Origin of the sequence: Burkholderia sp. BCC0044, assembly GCF_902832955.1 — a bacterium.
In the GTDB taxonomy this organism is placed as follows: domain Bacteria; phylum Pseudomonadota; class Gammaproteobacteria; order Burkholderiales; family Burkholderiaceae; genus Burkholderia.
The window spans coordinates 56034-74203 of record NZ_CADFDO010000006.1 but is presented as its reverse complement, the minus strand read 5'-3'; the positions used below and the strand labels follow the sequence as shown (position 1 = coordinate 74203).

General features: G+C 70.2%; 15 protein-coding genes. 14 read left to right on the top strand and 1 reads right to left on the bottom strand.

Going from position 1 to position 18170, the window contains the following annotated elements:
• Positions 1-217 precede the first annotated feature (217 nt).
• The 14 genes from HWX14_RS30570 (at position 218) to HWX14_RS30505 (ending at position 16080) form a co-directional block, all read left to right on the top strand.
• Positions 218-1192 carry a quinone oxidoreductase gene (locus HWX14_RS30570; protein ID WP_175885983.1) on the top strand — a complete coding sequence of 325 codons (975 nt, stop codon included), beginning with the start codon at positions 218-220 and terminating at the stop codon, positions 1190-1192.
• Positions 1193-1496: 304 nt separating this feature from the next.
• Complete coding sequence (kdpF, locus tag HWX14_RS30565; protein WP_006752209.1) at positions 1497-1589, top strand: K(+)-transporting ATPase subunit F; 93 nt, start codon at positions 1497-1499, stop codon at positions 1587-1589.
• Positions 1586-3391: a potassium-transporting ATPase subunit KdpA gene (gene kdpA / locus HWX14_RS30560; protein WP_175885982.1), complete on the top strand. Its 1806-nt coding sequence runs from the start codon at positions 1586-1588 to the stop codon at positions 3389-3391. The genes kdpF and kdpA overlap by 4 nt, the downstream gene beginning before the upstream one ends.
• Positions 3392-3445: 54 nt before the next feature.
• Positions 3446-5530, top strand: a complete 2085-nt coding sequence (gene kdpB / locus HWX14_RS30555; RefSeq protein ID WP_175885981.1) for a potassium-transporting ATPase subunit KdpB — start codon at positions 3446-3448, stop codon at positions 5528-5530.
• 25 nt (positions 5531-5555) lie between these two features.
• On the top strand, positions 5556-6137 hold the full coding sequence (gene kdpC, locus HWX14_RS30550) for a potassium-transporting ATPase subunit KdpC (RefSeq protein WP_175885980.1): 582 nt from the start codon (positions 5556-5558) through the stop codon (positions 6135-6137).
• A 149-nt stretch (positions 6138-6286) separates the two neighbouring features.
• On the top strand, positions 6287-9130 hold the full coding sequence (locus HWX14_RS30545; protein WP_175885979.1) for a DUF4118 domain-containing protein: 2844 nt from the start codon (positions 6287-6289) through the stop codon (positions 9128-9130).
• Positions 9123-9821 (top strand): two-component system response regulator KdpE, encoded by a 699-nt coding sequence (kdpE, locus tag HWX14_RS30540; RefSeq protein ID WP_175885978.1) that lies wholly within the window; start codon positions 9123-9125, stop codon positions 9819-9821. Before HWX14_RS30545 ends, kdpE begins: the two co-directional genes overlap by 8 nt.
• 152 nt (positions 9822-9973) lie before the next feature.
• On the top strand, positions 9974-10255 hold the full coding sequence (locus HWX14_RS30535; protein WP_175885977.1) for a DUF333 domain-containing protein: 282 nt from the start codon (positions 9974-9976) through the stop codon (positions 10253-10255).
• Positions 10256-10408: 153 nt separating this feature from the next.
• The gene (sugE, locus tag HWX14_RS30530; protein WP_124554853.1) at positions 10409-10729 is read left to right on the top strand and encodes a quaternary ammonium compound efflux SMR transporter SugE; all 321 of its coding nucleotides are present in this window, start codon (positions 10409-10411) and stop codon (positions 10727-10729) included.
• 217 nt (positions 10730-10946) lie between these two features.
• Positions 10947-11564: a DUF4126 domain-containing protein gene (locus HWX14_RS30525; protein ID WP_089468041.1), complete on the top strand. Its 618-nt coding sequence runs from the start codon at positions 10947-10949 to the stop codon at positions 11562-11564.
• Positions 11561-14176, top strand: coding sequence for an FtsX-like permease family protein (locus HWX14_RS30520; protein WP_175885976.1), 2616 nt, complete (start codon positions 11561-11563; stop codon positions 14174-14176). The genes HWX14_RS30525 and HWX14_RS30520 overlap by 4 nt, the downstream gene beginning before the upstream one ends.
• 44 nt (positions 14177-14220) lie before the next feature.
• Positions 14221-14631 (top strand): group II truncated hemoglobin, encoded by a 411-nt coding sequence (locus HWX14_RS30515; RefSeq protein WP_006488211.1) that lies wholly within the window; start codon positions 14221-14223, stop codon positions 14629-14631.
• Positions 14632-14734: 103 nt separating this feature from the next.
• Positions 14735-15466 carry an alanyl-tRNA editing protein gene (locus HWX14_RS30510; RefSeq protein WP_175885975.1) on the top strand — a complete coding sequence of 244 codons (732 nt, stop codon included), beginning with the start codon at positions 14735-14737 and terminating at the stop codon, positions 15464-15466.
• Complete coding sequence (locus tag HWX14_RS30505) at positions 15463-16080, top strand: DUF924 family protein (RefSeq protein WP_175885974.1); 618 nt, start codon at positions 15463-15465, stop codon at positions 16078-16080. The genes HWX14_RS30510 and HWX14_RS30505 overlap by 4 nt, the downstream gene beginning before the upstream one ends.
• A 166-nt stretch (positions 16081-16246) precedes the next feature.
• Here the strand turns inward: HWX14_RS30505 and HWX14_RS30500 are convergent, their stop codons facing one another.
• Positions 16247-18139 (bottom strand): glycosyl transferase, encoded by a 1893-nt coding sequence (locus HWX14_RS30500; protein ID WP_175885973.1) that lies wholly within the window; start codon positions 18137-18139, stop codon positions 16247-16249.
• Between the last annotated feature and the right edge of the window lie 31 nt (positions 18140-18170).

The following is an 18170-nucleotide window of genomic DNA, read 5'->3' as shown; positions in this document are numbered from 1 at the left end:
TGATATGAACGTGACCAAGTGTGAACGCGGCCCATGCAATACATTTCCTGCGAAAACCCTATCAATGTGAAGGGATTGCGACGACGCGCTGCATGACCGCGCACGACGCGCGAGAATCCTCCGCTACGACCCGTGTTCACGCGCATCGCTGCAGCGGCAATGTCGATGCATTCGCCGAACCGGATTTCCAGATTCCAGACAGAAGAGGAGCAAAACGATGCCGAAAGCAATCCGATACGACCAGCCCGGCGGCCCGGACGTGATGAAGTGGGTCGATGTCGAGGTCGGCGCGCCGAAGGCGGGCGAAGTCCGCATCCGGCAACACGCGGTCGGCCTCAACTACATCGACGTGTATTTCCGCACGGGCCTCTATCCGCAACAACTGCCCGGCGGCCTCGGGATGGAGGCGGCGGGCGAGGTGACGGCCGTCGGCGACGGCGTGACCGCTTTCAAGGCCGGCGACCGCGTCGCCTATGTCGGTCAGCCGCCTGGCGCATACGCGCAGGAGCGCGTGATGCCGGCCGAGCGTCTGGTGAAGCTGCCGGACGGGATCAGCTACGACGACGCGGCGTCGGTGATGCTGCAGGGCCTGACCGCGCACTATCTGCTGCGCCGCACCTACCCGGTGAAGACCGGCGACACGATCCTGATCCATGCGGCGGCCGGCGGCGTCGGGCTGCTCGTGTGCCAGTGGGCGAAGGCGCTCGGCGCGACCGTGATCGGCACGGTCGGCTCCGACGAGAAGGCCGAGCTCGCGAAGGCGCACGGCTGCGATCATCCGATCGTCTATACGCGCGAGAACTTCACGCAGCGCGTGAAGGAGATCACGAACGGCGCGGGCGTGCCGGTCGTCTACGATTCGATCGGCAAGGACACCTACATCGGCTCGCTCGACAGCCTCGCGCCGCTCGGCTACTTCGTCAGCTTCGGCAATGCGTCGGGCCCGCTGCCGCCGATCGACTCGAAGGAATTCTCGTCGCGCGGCTCGCTGTTCTTCACGCGCCCGACGCTGTTCTCGTACATCGCGAAGCGCGCCGATCTCGAAGCCGCGGCCGCCGAGTTGTTCGACGTGATCCTGTCGGGCAAGGTGAAGACGAGCATCAACCAGCGCTATCCGCTCGCGGAAGTCGGTCGCGCGCATGCCGATCTGGAAGCACGCAAGACCACCGGCTCGACGATCCTCGTTCCCTGACCCGTCTCCGCGTGCCGGCGCCACGCCGGCACGTGCCTGTGGCGGGCGGCGCCGCGGCGCCGTCCGTCCCGCCTTGATTCGCGGCCGTCCCGTCCCTCGCGTTTACGCGTTTTTTACACCCGCCCCGACACCTTTGACCCGCCCTTTACGTGCGTTCCCATAAGGTTCTAGTCGTCCGATTTCGACGACGGAGAACAAAAATGGATGGGGTTTTCATCGGCGTACTGGTGCTCTTCACCGCGCTGATCCTCGGTTTGCTTGCCGGTTGCGACAAGCTCGCGCAATACGGTCGCGGGGGGCGCGCATGACCTGGATGCTTTGGCTAGCGGGCGCCTCGACGGCCCTGCTGTTCGCGTATCTCGTCTTTGCGCTGCTGCGCGCGGAGGACATCGAATGAACGCGAACAACCTGTTGCAGACGCTGCTGTTCATCGTCGTGCTGCTCGCGGCGGCCGTGCCGGTCGCGCGCTACCTGACCGCGGTGATGGACGGCAGTTCGCGCGTCGTGCGCGCGTTCGGCCCGCTCGAACGCGCGCTGTACCGCATCGCCGGCGTCGATGCGGGCACCGAAATGAACTGGAAGCAGTACACGGTCGCGACGATCGCGTTCAACGCGCTCGGCGTGCTGTTCCTCTACGGGCTGCTGCGCCTGCAGGGCTTCCTGCCCGGCAACCCGCAGCAGCTCGGCGCGATGACGCCCGACGGCGCGTTCAACACGGCCGTCAGCTTCGTCGCCAACACGAACTGGCAGGACTACACGCCCGAGCAGACCGTCAGCTATCTGTCGCAGATGCTCGGCCTGACGGTGCAGAACTTCCTGTCGGCGGCGACCGGCATCGTCGTCGTGATCGCGCTGATCCGCGGCTTCGCGCGCCACACCGCGCGGACGATCGGCAACTTCTGGGTCGACCTGACGCGCGTGACGCTGTACGTGCTCGTGCCGATGTCGGCGCTCGTCGCCGCGCTGCTGATGAGCCAGGGCGTGCTGCAGAACATGAAGGCGTACCAGGACGTGCCGGTGCTGCAGGCGAGCACCTACGCGGCGCCGAAGCTCGACGCGCAGGGCAACCCGGTGAAGGACGACAAGGGCAACGCGGTCACGGTGCCGACTGCGCTGACGAAGCAGACGCTCGCGATGGGCCCGGTCGCATCGCAGGAAGCGATCAAGATGCTCGGCACCAACGGCGGCGGCTTCTTCAACGCGAACTCCGCGCACCCGTACGAGAACCCGACGCCGTTCGCGAACTTCATCGAGATCTTCGCGATCCTGATCATCCCGGCCGCGCTGTGCCTCGTGTTCGGCCGCATGATCGGCGACCGCCGGCAGGGCATCGCGGTGCTCGCGGCGATGACGGTCGCGTTCGCGGTCGCGACCGTCGTCGAGGTGAACGCCGAGCAGGCCGGCAATCCGACGCTCGCCGCGCTGCACGTCGACCAGTCGGCCGGCGCGCTGCAGCCGGGCGGCAACATGGAAGGCAAGGAAACGCGCTTCGGGATCGCGCAGACCGGCATCTTCACGGTCGCGACGACGGCCGCGTCGTGCGGCGCGGTGGACGCGATGCACGATTCGCTGACGCCGGTCGGCGGTCTCGTGCCGATGCTGCTGATGCAGCTCGGCGAGGTGGTCTTCGGCGGCGTCGGCTCCGGCCTTTACGGGATGCTCGTGTTCGCGCTGCTCGCGGTGTTCGTCGCCGGCCTGATGATCGGCCGCACGCCGGAATACGTCGGCAAGAAGATCGAGTCGTACGAGATGAAGATGGTGTCGATCGTCGTGCTGCTCACGCCACTGCTCGTGCTGGTCGGCACGTCGATCGCCGTGTTGGCGGACGCGGGCAAGGCCGGCATCGCGAACCCGGGCCCGCACGGCTTCTCGGAAATCCTCTATGCGTTCAGCTCGGCCGCGAACAACAACGGCAGCGCGTTCGCGGGCCTGACGGTCGGCACGCCGTTCTACAACTGGATGACCGCGATCGCGATGTGGTTCGGCCGCTTCGGCACGATCGTGCCGGTGCTGGCGATCGCCGGTTCCCTCGCCGCGAAGAAGCGCATCGCGGTGACGAGCGGCACGCTGCCGACCCATGGCCCGCTGTTCGTCGTGCTGCTGCTCGGCACCGTGCTGCTGGTGGGCGCGCTGACCTACGTGCCGGCGCTCGCGCTCGGCCCGGGCGTCGAGCACCTGATGATGTGGCTGGGTGCGTGATGCGCGCCCGCATGGCGACACATTGAAAAGACTGAAGAGCTTGAAGAGATCGCAATGACTCAACATTCCGCAACACGGTCCATGTTCGATCCGGCGCTGCTGCGCCCGGCGATCGTGGATTCGTTCAAGAAACTCACGCCGCGCACGCAGTTCCGCAACCCGGTGATGTTCTGCGTGTACGTCGGCAGCATCCTCACCACGATCCTGTGGATCGCGGCGCTCGCCGGCCAGGCCGAGGCGCCCGCGGGCTTCATCCTCGCGATCACGCTGTGGCTGTGGTTCACGGTGCTGTTCGCGAACTTCGCCGAAGCACTCGCCGAAGGGCGCTCGAAGGCGCAGGCCGCCTCGCTGCGCAGCGCGAAGAAGGACGTGATGGCGAAGAAGCTCAACGAGCCGCATCCGAAGTCGCCGATCCGCATCACGACCGCGTCCGACCTGCGCAAGGGCGACGTCGTGCTGGTCGAGACCGGCGACGTGATCCCGGCCGACGGCGAGGTCGTCGACGGCGTCGCGTCGGTCGACGAATCGGCGATCACCGGCGAATCCGCGCCGGTGATCCGCGAGTCGGGCGGCGACTTCTCGTCGGTGACGGGCGGCACGCGCGTGCTGTCCGACTGGATCGTCGTCAAGGTCACCGCGAACCCGGGCGAGGCGTTCCTCGACCGGATGATCGCGATGGTCGAAGGCGCGAAGCGCAAGAAAACGCCGAACGAGGTCGCGCTGACGATCCTGCTCGTCGCGCTGACGATCGTGATGCTGCTCGCGACCGCGACGCTGCTGCCGTTCTCGATGTTCTCGGTCGACGCGATGAAGGCCGGTCACGTGGTGACGATCACCGCGCTCGTCGCGCTGCTCGTGTGCCTGATCCCGACGACGATCGGCGGGTTGCTGTCCGCGATCGGCGTGGCCGGGATGAGCCGGATGATGCAGGCGAACGTGATCGCGACGTCGGGCCGCGCGGTGGAAGCGGCCGGCGACGTCGACGTGCTGCTGCTCGACAAGACCGGCACGATCACGCTCGGCAACCGCCAGGCGTCGACGTTCGTGCCGGCGCCGGGCGTGACCGAGGAAGCATTGGCCGACGCCGCGCAACTGTCGTCGCTCGCCGACGAAACGCCGGAAGGGCGCAGCATCGTGGTGCTCGCGAAGGAGCGCTTCAACATTCGCCAGCGCGACATGGCGCAACTGCACGCGACGTTCCTCGGCTTTTCCGCGCAGACGCGGATGAGCGGCGTCGATCTGCCGGGCCGCGAGATCCGCAAGGGCGCGGCCGATGCGATCCGCCGCTACGTCGAGACGCACGGCAGCCGCTTCCCGGAAGAAGTGCGCCGCGCGGTGGACGACGTCGCGCGCCGCGGCAGCACGCCGCTCGTCGTGGCCGACCTTCAGGAAGGCGCGGCGCGCGTGCTCGGCGTGATCGAGCTGAAGGACATCGTGAAGGGCGGCATCAAGGAGCGCTTCGCGGAGCTGCGCAAGATGGGCATCAAGACCGTGATGGTGACGGGCGACAACCGGCTGACGGCCGCGGCGATCGCGGCGGAAGCGGGCGTCGACGATTTCCTCGCGGAAGCGACACCGGAAACCAAGCTCGCGACGATCCGCGAGCATCAGGCGGCTGGCCGGCTCGTCGCGATGACCGGCGACGGCACCAACGACGCACCCGCGCTCGCGCAGGCCGACGTCGCGGTGGCGATGAACACCGGCACGCAGGCGGCGAAGGAAGCCGGCAACATGGTCGACCTCGACTCGAACCCGACGAAGCTGATCGAGATCGTCGAGATCGGCAAGCAGATGCTGATGACGCGCGGGTCGCTGACCACGTTCTCGATCGCGAACGACATCGCGAAGTATTTCGCGATCATCCCGGCCGCGTTCGTGACGACCTATCCGCAACTGCGCGTGCTCGACATCATGCATCTGACGTCGCCGGCGTCCGCGATCCTGTCTGCGGTGATCTTCAATGCGCTGATCATCGTCGCGCTGATTCCGCTCGCACTGAAGGGCGTGACCTATCGGCCGCTCGGCGCCGCATCGCTCTTGCGCCGCAACCTGCTGGTGTACGGCCTCGGCGGCGTGCTGCTGCCGTTCCCGTTCATCAAGCTGATCGACATGACGCTCGCCGCGCTCGGCTGGGCCTGAGCCGGCCGTCCTTGAAGGAACCATCATGAAATCGTTGATTCGCCCGCTCGTCGTGCTCTTTGTCGTGCTGACCGCCGTGACGGGGCTCGCTTACCCGGCCGTGATGACCGTGTTCGGTCAGGCCGTGTTCCCGTCGCAGGCCAACGGCAGCCTGATCGAGCAGGACGGCAAGATCGTCGGCTCCGCGCTGATCGGCCAGCCGTTCGACGCGCCGAAGTATTTCTGGGGCCGGCTGTCGGCCACCGCGCCGATGCCGTACAACGCGGCCGGCTCCGGCGGCTCGAACCTCGGCCCGCTGAACCCGTCGCTCGCCGACCAGGTGAAGGCGCGCGTCGCCGCGCTGCGCGACGCGGGCACCGACCTGTCGAAGCCGGTGCCGGTCGACCTCGTGACGGCGTCGGCGAGCGGTCTCGATCCGGAGATCACGCCGGCCGCCGCCGCGTACCAGGTCGAGCGCGTCGCGAAGGCGCGCAACCTGACGCCGGACGCGGTCGCGCAACTCGTCGCCGCGAACACGACGGGCCGCCAGTTCGGCGTGCTCGGCGAGCCGCGCGTGAACGTGCTGAAGCTGAACCTCGCGCTCGACGCGGCGCAGGCCGCGCACTGAGCGCGCGTGCGTGCGGGCTCCCCGGCGCGGCTGGCCGCGCGTCGGGCCACTTTGTTTCGACGGCGCTCGCGCCGTCTTTGCCTTTTGCGGCGATTTGGAACCACAATGGCTGTATCTCGCGCGCATCCGGCGCGTCGCCCTCCTGACGCATGAACCGCCCCGATCCCGACCAACTCCTCGACAAGCTGCAGCGCGATGAAGAAAAGCAGCGGCGCGGCCAGCTCAAGATCTTCTTCGGCGCGTCCGCCGGCGTCGGCAAGACCTACGCGATGCTGCAGGCCGCGCGCCAGCGCGTGCAGGAAGGCGTCGACGTCGTCGTCGGCATCGTCGAGACCCACGGCCGCAGCGAGACCGCCGCGCTGGTCGACGGTCTCGACGTGCTGCCGCCCGCCCGCATCGACTATCGCGGCCGCACGCTGGCCGAATTCGATCTCGACGGCGCGCTCGCGCGTGCGCCGCAACTGATCCTCGTCGACGAACTCGCGCATTCGAACGTGCAGGGCGCACGGCACCTGAAGCGCTGGCAGGACGTCTACGAGCTGCTCGACGCGGGCATCGACGTGTATACGACCGTCAACGTCCAGCACCTCGAAAGCCTGAACGACGTGGTCGGCGCGATCACCGGCATCCGCGTGTGGGAGACCGTGCCCGATCGCGTGTTCGACGCGGCCGACGAAGTCACGCTCGTCGACCTGCCGGCCGAGGAACTGCTCGAGCGGATGCGCGACGGCAAGGTCTATCTCGCGCAGCAGGCCGAGCGCGCGGTGCGCAACTTCTTTCGCAAGGGCAACCTGATCGCGCTGCGCGAGCTGGCGCTGCGGCGCACGGCCGATCGCGTCGATGCGCAGATGCGCGAGTACCGCGCCGATCGCTCGATCCAGCGCATCTGGCAGGCGCGCGAGCGGTTGCTCGTCTGCGTCGGCCCGGGCGCCGAAGCGCCGACGCTCGTGCGCGCGGCGGCGCGCCTCGCCGCGAGCCTGAAGGCCGACTGGATCGCCGTGTACGTCGAGACGCCGCGCCTGCAACGACTGCCCGACGCGCGGCGGCAGCGCACGCTCGACGCGCTGAAGCTTGCGGCCGAGCTTGGCGCGGAGACGGCCACGCTCGCCGGCGCCGACGCGGTCGCCGCGCTGATCGGCTATGCGAAGGTGCGCAACGTGTCGAAGCTCGTCGCGGGCGGCTCGCCGAAGGTCGGACTCGTGCGCCGCTTCGCGCGGCCGTTCGGCGAGCAGCTTGCCGAGCGCGCGGGCGACGTCGACCTGATGCTGATCCGCGCGTCCGCGAGCGACGAGGCGCGCGCCGCGCCGCTCGACGCACGGGCGCGCGACTGGCGCGACGCGTTCGCGCAGTTCGGCACGCATCGTTCGCCGCCGCGCCACTACGCGTATGCGGCCGCGATCTGCGCGGCGATCACCGTCGTCGCGAGCGTCGTGTCCGGGCGGCTCGACCTCACGAACCTCGTGATGCTGTACCTGCTCGGCGTCGTGTTCTCGGCGGTGCGGCTCGGGCGCGGCCCGGGCGTGCTGCAGTCGTTCCTGTCGGTGGCCGCGTTCGATTACTTCTTCGTGCCGCCGCGCATGTCGTTCTCGGTCAGCGACACGCAATACCTGCTGACCTTCTTCGGGATGCTGCTGACGTCGCTCGTGATCAGCCACCTGACGTCGACGCTGACGCGCCAGGCGAGCATCGCGCAGCGCCGCGAGCGCCGCACCGGCGCGATCTACGCGATGGCGCGCGAACTCGGCGCGGCGCTGACGACCGAGCAGATCGTCGAGATCGGCAGCCGCCACGTGGGCGAGGTGTTCCGCGCGCGCGTCGCGTTCCTGCTGCCCGACAGCGCGGACCAGGTGCGGCAGAAGATCGAGGAGCCCGATGCGGCCGTCATGCTGACGGGCGCGGAGCTCGACAGCGACGTCGGCCAGTGGGTGTACGACCAGCAGAAGCCGGCCGGGCGCGGCACCGATACGCTGCCGGCGACGGCCGCGCTGTACCTGCCGCTGAAGGCGCCGATGCGCACGCGCGGCGTGCTCGCGGTCGCGTCGCGCGAGCCGCGCGAACTCGAGGTGCCCGAGCAGCAGCGGATGCTCGACGCCTTCGCCGCGCAGATCGCGCTCGCGCTCGAGCGCGTGCACTACGTCGAGATCGCGCGCGACGCGCTCGTCAACATGGAGTCCGAGCGGCTGCGCAACTCGCTGCTGTCGGCGATCTCGCACGACCTGCGTACGCCGCTCACGACGATCGTCGGCTTCTCGTCGATGCTCGCGAACGGGCGCGCGGCCGCGCAGGCCGGCGACGCCGCGGCGGCCGGGCGGCTCGCGCAGCGCGAGGGCGAACTCGTCGACGCGATTCACGACGAGGCGCTGCGCATGACGGGCATCGTCACGAACCTGCTCGACATGGCGCGGCTGCAGGCCGGCAGCCTGCAGCTCAAGCGCCAGTGGTCGCTGCTCGAGGAAACCGTCGGCGCCGCACTCGCCGCGTGCCGGCGCGTGCTCGCGCGCCATCCCGCGCGCGTCGCGCTGCCGGCCGACCTGCCGCTGCTGCAGATGGACGCGGTGCTGATGGAGCGGCTGTTCACCAACCTGTTCGAGAACGCGGCGAAGTACACGCCGCCCGATACGTCGCTCGACATCGGCGCGGAGCGCGTGACCGACGACGGGCTGCCTTTCGTTCGCGTGCACGTCGACGATCACGGCCCGGGCCTGCCGGCCGGCATGGAGGCGCGGATCTTCGACAAGTTCACGCGCGGCGAGAAGGAATCGGCGACGCCGGGCATCGGGCTCGGCCTCGCGATCTGCCGCGCGATCGTCGAGGCGCACGGCGGTAAAATCGGCGCGCTCAACCGCACCGCGCCCGACGGCCGCGTGACGGGCGCGCGTTTCTGGTTCACGCTGCCGGTCGACACGCCGCCGGCCGCGCCCGCCGTGCCCGACGACGAATCCGACCTGCCGGGCGCATCGCCCCCACCCGAGTCATTGCCCGACCATGAGTGAACCCACCCTGACCGTCGTCCTGATCGAGGACGAAAAGCAGATTCGCCGCTTCGTGCGCGCCGCGCTCGAAGAGGAGGACATCGCGGTGTTCGAAGCCGAGACGGGCAAGCAGGGGCTGATCGACGCGGCGACGCGCAAGCCCGACCTCGTGATCGTCGATCTCGGCCTGCCGGACACCGACGGCCTCGACGTGATCCGCGAGCTGCGCGGCTGGTCCGAGGTGCCGGTGATCGTGCTGTCCGCCCGCACGCAGGAAGAGGAGAAGGTCGCGGCGCTCGACGCGGGCGCCGACGACTACCTGACCAAGCCGTTCGGCGTGTCCGAACTGCGCGCGCGGATTCGCGCGCAACTGCGCCGGCGCAACCAGGGCGGCGCGAACGAGTCGCCGAAGGTGAACTTCGGCAGCGTGACCGTCGATCTCGCGCTGCGCCAGGTGTGGCGCGACGACGCGATCGTGCACCTGACGCCGCTCGAATACCGGCTGCTCGCGACGCTCGTGCGTCACGCGGGACGGGTGCTCACGCACCGCCAGCTGCTGCGCGACGTGTGGGGGCCGTCGCACGTCGAGAGCCATCACTACCTGCGCATCTACATGGCGCACCTGCGCCAGAAGCTCGAGGCCGATCCCGCGCAGCCCGAGCACATCGTCACCGAGACGGGCGTCGGCTACCGGCTCGTCGGCGCCGTGTGACGGGCGCGGTGCGCGGCGGCGCACGTGGCCGCGACGCCACGCCGGCAGGGTTGCGCCGGCGCGACAGCCGCGCGACGGGCGCCGGCCTTGCACACCGGCCGCGCAATCCCCGCTATCCTGACCGTTCCGCGAACGAAAACGAGGAGCGTGCAATGTCCGTCCGTCTGGTCGTCATCTGTGCGCTGGCGCTGGTTGCGTCCGGCGCGTTCGCCCAGCCGCTGCCGCCGGGGCAGCAGCCGCCCGCGCGGGCGGCGCTGGCCAATCCCGCGTCGGTCAACTGCGAGAAGCTCGGCGGTCGCCACGTGATCCGTAACCTGTCGAGCGGGCAGGTCGGCATGTGCGTGTTCAAGGACGGCCGCGTGTGCGAGGAATGGGCGCTGTACCGCGACGACCGCTGCGTCGGCGGCGGCGCGCCGAAGCGCGCGGCGAACTGACCGCGCCCGGACGATCCCGCCCTGTATCGGCCGCCGGCACCCCCGGCAGCCGGCAGGGCCGTAAGCCGCTTGTTATACTCGGCGCCGCCCGGGGACGACCCCGGGTCATTCGCTTCAACGGGGACGGCCCCATCCGATACGGAGTACGTCGAGATGGCGTGGGTATGGTTGTTGATCGCCGGTTTGCTGGAAGTGGCCTGGGCGGCCGGCTTGAAATCGTCGGACGGCTTCACGAAGCTCGGTCCGTCGGTGTTCACGATCGTGACGGCGCTGGCCAGCTTCGGGCTGCTCGCGGTCGCGATGCGCCAGTTGCCGCTCGGCACCGCGTACGCGGTCTGGACGGGCATCGGCGCGGTCGGCGCGTTCGTGTTCGGCATCGTGATGCTGGGCGAGGCGCTGACCGTTGCGCGCGTCGCGAGCGCGGCGCTGATCGTCGCGGGGCTGGTCGGCCTGAAGCTGTCGTCGGCCGCCTGACGACGGACTCCCGCGCGCGCATGCGCCCAGGCGGCGCCTCGCGCCGCGGAATTGCGCCGGTCGCCCGTCCAGCCTGTCTATAATGGAACGTATTCGGGCCTGAATCCCGTCGTGCTGCTTGCGGCACGCGGTGCCGGTCGCCACGCGCCGCGCGGCCGGTCTGTTTGACCCGATCCGATCAATCGGCAAAACGCACGGAAAGTGCAAGGAGAGGGCCATGATCGAAGCCATTTCGCTCGGCGCGGGACTCGCGTGGGCGAGCGGCCTGCGCCTGTACCTGACGGTGCTGATCGCCGGCGTGCTGGCGCGGTTCGGCTGGCTCCATCTGCCCGATACGCTGGCCGTGCTGATGTCGCCGTGGGTCATCGGCGCCGCGGCCGTGCTCGCCGTCACCGAATTCCTGGCCGACAAGATCCCCGCGTTCGACTCGCTGTGGGATGCCGTGCATACCTTCATCCGCATCCCGGCCGGCGCCGTGCTCGCGGCCGGCGCGCTCGGCCATGCCGATCCGACCATGCTGGCGGTCGCGGGGCTCGCCGGCGGCTCGCTCGCCGGCGCCGCGCACGTGGCGAAGGCCGGCACGCGCGCGCTGATCAACCTGTCTCCCGAACCGATTTCGAACTGGGTCGCGTCGTCGACCGAGGACGGCCTCGTGGTCGGCGGGCTCGTCCTCGCGTTCTTCGTTCCGCTCGCGTTCCTCGTGCTGCTCGCCGCGTTCATCGCGGCGTCGGCGTGGGCGCTGCCGCGTCTGTGGCGCGGCGTGTCGGGCGGTTTTCGCGGGATGGCGAACCACATGGTGTCGCGCCTCAACTCGATCGGAGGGAAACGCGATTGAAGGGGCCGCAACACGCGGCGCAGCCGCCGGCCGGGCAACCCGGCCATGACGCGCGCGCGCAGGCCGGCCGCTTCGGCCTGCGCGACCTGATCCACCAGGCGGCCCGGATGACCGCGCGCGACTGGCGCGCGGGCGAACTGACGCTGCTCGTCTTCGCGCTGGTGCTCGCGGTCGCGGCGCTGACGAGCGTCGGCTTTCTCGCCGATCGGTTGCGCCAGGGGCTCGAGCGCGACGCGCGCCAGATGCTCGGCGCCGATTTCGTCGTGCGCGCCGATCGCCCCGTCGATCCGTCGTTCGACCGGCAGGCCCGCACGCTCGGCCTGCGTACCGCGACGACGGCCATCTTCCCGAGCATGATCGCGTCCGCCACGGGCGGGCAGGCCGCCGACGCCGCGCCGTCGCGCCTCGCGGCGGTGAAGGCCGTGTCGGCCGGCTATCCGCTGCGCGGCGCGGTCGAGATCCTGCCGGCCGGTGCCGCCACCGCGCGGAAGGCGGACGCGATTCCCGCGCCCGGCACCGTGTGGGCCGACCCGGCGCTGCTCGACGCGCTGCACCTGAAGGCGGGCGATACGGTGCGCGTCGGGCTGCGCACGTTCACGGTCGCCGCGGCGATCACCCGCGAACTCGATCGCGGCTTCTCGTTCGTCAATTTTTCGCCGCGGCTGATGATGCGTGCGGACGAGCTCGCCGCGACGGGGCTCACGGGCTACGGCAGCCGCGTCACGTACCGGCTGCTGGTCGCCGGCGACGCACCGGCCGTCGCGCGCTTCGAAACCTATGCGCACGCGCGCGTCGACGGCGGGAAACTGCGCGGCGTCGGGCTCGAGTCGTTGCAGGAAGGGCAGCCGCAGGTGCGGCAGACGCTGGATCGCGCGCGCCATTTCCTGACGCTCGTCGCGTTGCTGACCGCGCTGCTCGCGGCGGTCGCGATCGCGATGGCCGCGCAGCGCTACATGCGGCGTCATCTCGACGGCTGCGCGACGATGCGCTGCCTCGGCGTGAGCCGCCGCACGCTCGGCGCGCTGTTCGCGCTCGAATTCGCCGGTATCGGCATCGTGTCGGGCGCCGCGGGCGCGCTGCTCGGCTATGGCGGCCACTGGGCGTTGCTCTCCGCGCTCGGCGGCCTGATCGACGTCGTGCTGCCGCCGCCCACGTTGTGGCCGGCGCTGATCGGCATGGGCGCCGCGCTCGTGCTGCTGCTCGGTTTCGCGCTGCCGCCGCTCGTGCCGCTCACGCGCGTGCCGCCGGTGCGCGTGCTGCGGCGCGACTGGGGCGACGCGTCGCGCACCGCGTGGGCCGCGTATGCGATCGGCGTCGTGCTGTTCGCGGGGCTGCTGATCGTGGCCGCCGGCAACCTGAAGCTCGGCCTGATCGTCGCGGGCGGCTTTGCCGGCGCGCTGGTCGGGTTCGCGCTGATCGCCCGGCTCGTGCTGTTCGCCGCCGCGCGCGCGGTGCGCAATGCGCGCGTGGCCGCGGGCGTCGGCTGGCGTTACGCGCTGGCGTCGCTGCACCGGCGCGGCACGGCCAGCGCGCTGCAGATCACCGCGCTCGCGCTCGGCCTGATGTGCCTGCTGCTGATCGCGATCACGCGCAACGACCTCGTGGCGGGCTGGCGGCAGTCGACGCCGCCCGATGCGCCGAACCAGTTCCTGATCGACATCCAGCCCGACCAGCGCGCCGATGTCGCCGCCTATCTGGCCGCGCACGGCGTGCGCGACGCGGTGCCCGCGCCGATGGTGCGCGGCCGCCTCGTCGCGATCAACGGCAAGCCGGTGAATCCGGACGCGTATCCGTCGGAAGAGGCGCGCCGGCTCGTCGATCGCGAATTCAACCTGTCGTATACGACCGAACTGCCGTCCGACAACCGGATCGTCGAAGGCGACTGGTTCGGCACCGCGGCCACGCCGCAGATCTCGATCGAGGCCGGCCTCGCGAAGACGCTGAACGTGAAACCGGGCGACACGCTGCGCTTCGACGTGACGGGGCTGACGGTCGACGCGCCGATCACCAGCGTGCGCAAGCTCGACTGGGGCTCGTTCCGCGTCAATTTCTTCGTGCTGATGCCGCCGCCGGTGCTGAAGGATTTCCCGGCCGTGTACCTGACGAGCTTCCATCTGCCGGCATCGAACGCCGCGCTGCTCGATCCGCTGATCGCGCGCTACCCGAACCTGACCGCGATCGACGTCGCGCCGATCCTCGCGCAGTTGCAGCGGATGATGCTGCAGGTGGTCGGGGCGGTGCAGTTCCTGTTCGCGTTCACGCTCGCGGCCGGCGTGCTCGTGCTGTACACGGCGCTCGCCGGCTCGCGCGACGAGCGCGTGCGCGAGGCCGCGCTGCTGCGCGCGCTCGGCGCGTCGCGCGCGCAGGTCAACGCAGTGCAGCGCGCGGAATTCGTCGTGGTCGGCGCGCTGGCCGGCACGCTGGCGTCGGCGGGCGCGATCGCGGTCGGCTGGGTGCTCGCGTCGCGCGTGTTCGACTTCCAGCTCGCCGTCGATCCGTGGCTCGTGCCGGCCGGCATCGCGGCCGGCGTCGTCTGCGCCGGTGCGGCCGGCTGGCTGAGCCTGCATAATGTGTTGCGGCGCCCCGCGCTGCAGTCGCTGCGCGACGCCTGAGCGTCGCCCGCGGCCCCGAAGATCCCGTTTTCCGACTATCCGTAATGACCGATGTGAATGACGATGCGCCGTCGCAGCCGACGGCGTTCGAGCTCGTGGGCGGCGAAGCCCGCGTGCGCGAAATGGTGGACCGCTTCTACGACCTGATGGACCTCGAGCCCGAGTTCGCGCAGATTCGCGCGCTGCATCCGCCGTCGCTCGACGGTTCGCGCGACAAGCTGTTCTGGTTCCTGTGCGGCTGGCTCGGCGGCCCCGACCACTACATCAGCCGGTTCGGCCATCCGCGGCTGCGCGCGCGGCACCTGCCGTTCCCGATCGCGTCGGTCGAACGCGACCAGTGGCTGCGCTGCATGGCGTGGGCGATGGAGGATGTCGGGTTGCCGGAGCCGCTGCGCGAGCGGCTCATGCATTCGTTCTACGACACGGCCGACTGGATGCGCAACCGGCCTGGTTGATCGACCGGTACGCCGCTGCCCGCGCGCGGGACGATCTGCGTCTGGGCGCACGTGCGGCCCGGCGCGACACTGGCCGTTTCCCCATCGATACGAGGCTCGCCCGATGACGACACAAGCGCTGTTTCGCGAAGACGCGTACCTCACGCAATGCGACGCGATCGTCGAGGCCGTCGGCGACGACGGCATCCGGCTCGACCGCACCGTGTTCTATCCGCTCGGCGGCGGCCAGGCCGGCGACACCGGCACGCTGACGCTGCCCGACGGCAGCACGATCGCGATTGCCGACACGCGCAAGGCGAAGTTCGACGGCGCGACGCCCGACGACGCCGTCCACGTGCCCGCGTCGGGCCAGGAGGCGCGCGTCGCGACGCTTGCCCCCGGCACGTGCGTGGTCGCGGAGATCGACTGGCTGCGCCGCTACCGGCACATGCGCCTGCACACGGCCGCGCACCTGATGTGCGCGGTGCTGCCGTATGCGGTCGACGGCTGCAGCGTGACGGCCGACTACGTGCGGCTCGATTTCGCGACGTCCGACGCGATCGATCGCGACGACGTCGATCGGCGCCTCGCGGGCTTCGTCGTCGGCGCGCATCCGGTCACGACCGAATGGATCACCGACGACGAGATGGCCGAGCGTCCCGAACTCGTGCGCACGATGAGCGTGAAGCCGCCGATGGGCCTCGGCCGCGTGCGGCTGCTGCGCATCGATAACGTCGACCTGCAGCCGTGCGGCGGCACGCACGTGCGCAACACGTCCGAAATCGGCGCGCTGCGGGTCGCGAAACTGGAAAAGAAGAGTGCGCGCACACGGCGCCTCGTACTGGAGTTTGCATGACGATCGATACCGGGAAAGCGGGCGCGGCGGCGCTCGATCCGCAGGCACGGGAGATTCTCGATTTCTGGTTCGGCGAGCCGGGCTCGGCCGAGTTCGGGCAGAACCGCAAGATCTGGTTCAACGGCGGCGCGGCGTTCGACGACGTGCTGCGCACGCGTTACGGCGCGCTGCTCGACGCCGCGTGCGACGGCGCCTGCGATCACTGGGCCGATTCGCCGTCGGGCGCGCTGGCGTTGATCGTCGTGTTCGACCAGTTCTCGCGCAACATCCATCGCGGTACGCCGCGCGCGTTTGCCGCCGATCCGAAGGCGCTCGCGCTGGCCCGCCGCGTCGTCGCGGCCGGCTGGGACGCGCAGTTGCCGAGCGGGCATCACCGTGCGTTCGCGTATCTGCCGTTCGAGCACGACGAGTCGGTCGACAGCCAGCGCGAGGCCGTGCGCCTGTGCGCGGGCATCCGCGACGAGGCCGGGTGCGAGCGCTATCACCGCTACGCGTTGCTGCATGCGGCGGTCGTCGAGCGCTTCGGTCGCTTTCCGCACCGGAACGCGATTCTCGGTCGCGCGTCGACCGACGAGGAAACGGCGTTTCTGCGGGAGCCCGGTTCGTCGTTCTGACGATCCGTACGTTGGCGGGATGAGGGAAGGCGGCGGCGAACCCAGGCCGCTTGCGGGTTCGTACTGGCGCCGGTATCGCAGCACACAGGCTGCGCAGCCGTCGAGCGCGGCCTGTGCCGAAGCGGAAAGCGAAGGCGGGCAGGGCAGCGCATCGCGCCGCCCTGTGTCACTGCAGATGCTGTTCGGGCGTGCGCACGTAGACGCGCAGCAGTTCCGCGTTGTCGCCCGGGCGGGCGCCGGTCCAGAACAGCTTCCATTCGTTGCCGGGCGCCGGATCGACGGCCCGCACGCCCTGCACGATCATCCACGTGCAGCGCGTCGTCTTCGCGTCGTCGATCGGCGTGTGCTCGATGCCGGAGAAGTAGTACAGCATCGGCGCTTCCGATTCGCCGAGCCCGTGCAGGCTCGCCATGCAGTCGCCGTCGTTCCATTCGAGCGCGAGATGCGCGTTCAGGTCGTCGAACACCGAGCGGTAGCTCTTCGCGACGTCGAGCCACGGCAGCAGCAGCGTATAGATGAGCCCCCACGCGACGAGTGCGCCGGCGCCCCACGACAGCGCGCCGCGCCACCGGCCCGTCGTGCGCAGCTTCGGCAGCAGCGTCAGCCAGCCGACCGTCAGCGCGAGCGCGCCGGTCACGAGCGCGGGCTCGATCGGCATCGTCCAGTCGAGCGGCAGCCAGCGGCCGAGCAGCGCGAGATCCGCGCGCGACGCGGCCGGGTCGGCCATCACCGCCCAGATCGCCCATGCGAGCACGACGACCGTGCCGAACAGGATGCGGCTCATGTAATCCCATGCGAGATGCAGCCGGCGCGGCAGCCGGTCGATCGCCTGCGCGGCGACCAGCGCGAGCGGCGCGAAGAACGGCAGGATATAGAGCTGGCGCGACGTCGCGGACACCTGCAGCACCACGAGCCCGATGCCGGCGAACAGCACGGGCAGCGCGATGCGCGGCGCGCGCCAGTCGCGCCATGCGCCGCGGGCGAGCGCGACGATCGCGAGCGGCGCGACCGGGAAGCCGACGGTCAGGAACGCGCGCAGGATGAAGAACGGCTTGTCGTTTTCCGCGCCCAGTTCGGGAACGGAGAAGCCGAAGAAGCGGCCGACGTTGTTGTCCCAGAACCACGTCATGAACAGCGTTTCCGAGCGCAGGAACAGCGCGGTCGGCCAGATCAGCGCGAACGGCGCGAACACGAGCGCGGCGACGCCGAGCGCGCGTGCGAACGAACGGGTGCGGCAGGCCGGGTAGAGCACCAGCGTGCAGACGAGCGTGGCCGCGAACACGAGCGGCACGAACAGCCCCTTCGCCATCAGCGCGATGCCGACGCCCGCGCCGAAGATCGGCGCGGCCCAGCGGCCCGCCGGATGCACGGGCAGCCCGTGCCGCATCTGCTGCGCGCGCGCGACGTGCCGCATCACGAGTTCGAGCAGCCCGCAGAACGCCATGGCGGTGCCGGCAAACAGCGCGACGTCCGTCATCATGTCGTGCACGTGCTTGATGACGACGAGCGTGCTCGCGCTCAGCACGACCGGGCCGAGCACGCGCAGGTCGAACCAGCTGTCCGCGCGGCTGGCCACGCGGGCCGCGCGCGCGATGAAGCCGAACGCGAGCGCGGCGAACAGGGCGCTCGCCAGGCGCGCCGCGTCGTGCAGCGGCATCACGCGCTGCAGCAGCCAAGCGAGGCTGGTCGCGACCCAGGCGTAAAGCGGCGGCTTTTCCATGAACGGCAGGCCGGCATTGGTCGGCACGACGAAGTCGCCGGTCTCGAGCATGTGCTGGATGATGCCGAACGTGTAGGTTTCGTCCTGTTTCCACGGATCGTGCCCGAGCACGCCCGGCAGCGTGTACGCGCACACCAGCGCGACGACGAACAGCCAGGCGCGCCAGCCGAGCAGCAGCGAGCGGTCGCGCACGGGGCTGATGGCGGCGGTCGACGCGGCGACGGGCGTGCCGGCGACGTCGAGCGTCGCGATGACGTCGGTATCGGCGGTCGAGCGGGTGTGCGCGGCCGGGGCGGGCACGGACGTGCGTCGCCGGCTGGGCGCTGCGGTTCCAGGCATGGAAAAGATCTCGGGTCGAGTCGAGCCGGTC

What these genes read in the sequence shown, in the direction of transcription:
- HWX14_RS30570 (WP_175885983.1), top strand. Translation starts at nt 218, where the DNA reads ATGCCGAAAGCAATCCGATACGACCAGCCCGGCGGCCCGGACGTGATG.
- kdpF (WP_006752209.1), top strand. Translation starts at nt 1,497, where the DNA reads ATGACCTGGATGCTTTGGCTAGCGGGCGCCTCGACGGCCCTGCTGTTC.
- kdpA (WP_175885982.1), top strand. Translation starts at nt 1,586, where the DNA reads ATGAACGCGAACAACCTGTTGCAGACGCTGCTGTTCATCGTCGTGCTG.
- kdpB (WP_175885981.1), top strand. Translation starts at nt 3,446, where the DNA reads ATGACTCAACATTCCGCAACACGGTCCATGTTCGATCCGGCGCTGCTG.
- kdpC (WP_175885980.1), top strand. Translation starts at nt 5,556, where the DNA reads ATGAAATCGTTGATTCGCCCGCTCGTCGTGCTCTTTGTCGTGCTGACC.
- HWX14_RS30545 (WP_175885979.1), top strand. Translation starts at nt 6,287, where the DNA reads ATGAACCGCCCCGATCCCGACCAACTCCTCGACAAGCTGCAGCGCGAT.
- kdpE (WP_175885978.1), top strand. Translation starts at nt 9,123, where the DNA reads ATGAGTGAACCCACCCTGACCGTCGTCCTGATCGAGGACGAAAAGCAG.
- HWX14_RS30535 (WP_175885977.1), top strand. Translation starts at nt 9,974, where the DNA reads ATGTCCGTCCGTCTGGTCGTCATCTGTGCGCTGGCGCTGGTTGCGTCC.
- sugE (WP_124554853.1), top strand. Translation starts at nt 10,409, where the DNA reads ATGGCGTGGGTATGGTTGTTGATCGCCGGTTTGCTGGAAGTGGCCTGG.
- HWX14_RS30525 (WP_089468041.1), top strand. Translation starts at nt 10,947, where the DNA reads ATGATCGAAGCCATTTCGCTCGGCGCGGGACTCGCGTGGGCGAGCGGC.
- HWX14_RS30515 (WP_006488211.1), top strand. Translation starts at nt 14,221, where the DNA reads ATGACCGATGTGAATGACGATGCGCCGTCGCAGCCGACGGCGTTCGAG.
- HWX14_RS30510 (WP_175885975.1), top strand. Translation starts at nt 14,735, where the DNA reads ATGACGACACAAGCGCTGTTTCGCGAAGACGCGTACCTCACGCAATGC.
- HWX14_RS30505 (WP_175885974.1), top strand. Translation starts at nt 15,463, where the DNA reads ATGACGATCGATACCGGGAAAGCGGGCGCGGCGGCGCTCGATCCGCAG.
- HWX14_RS30500 (WP_175885973.1), bottom strand. Translation starts at nt 18,139, where the DNA reads ATGCCTGGAACCGCAGCGCCCAGCCGGCGACGCACGTCCGTGCCCGCC.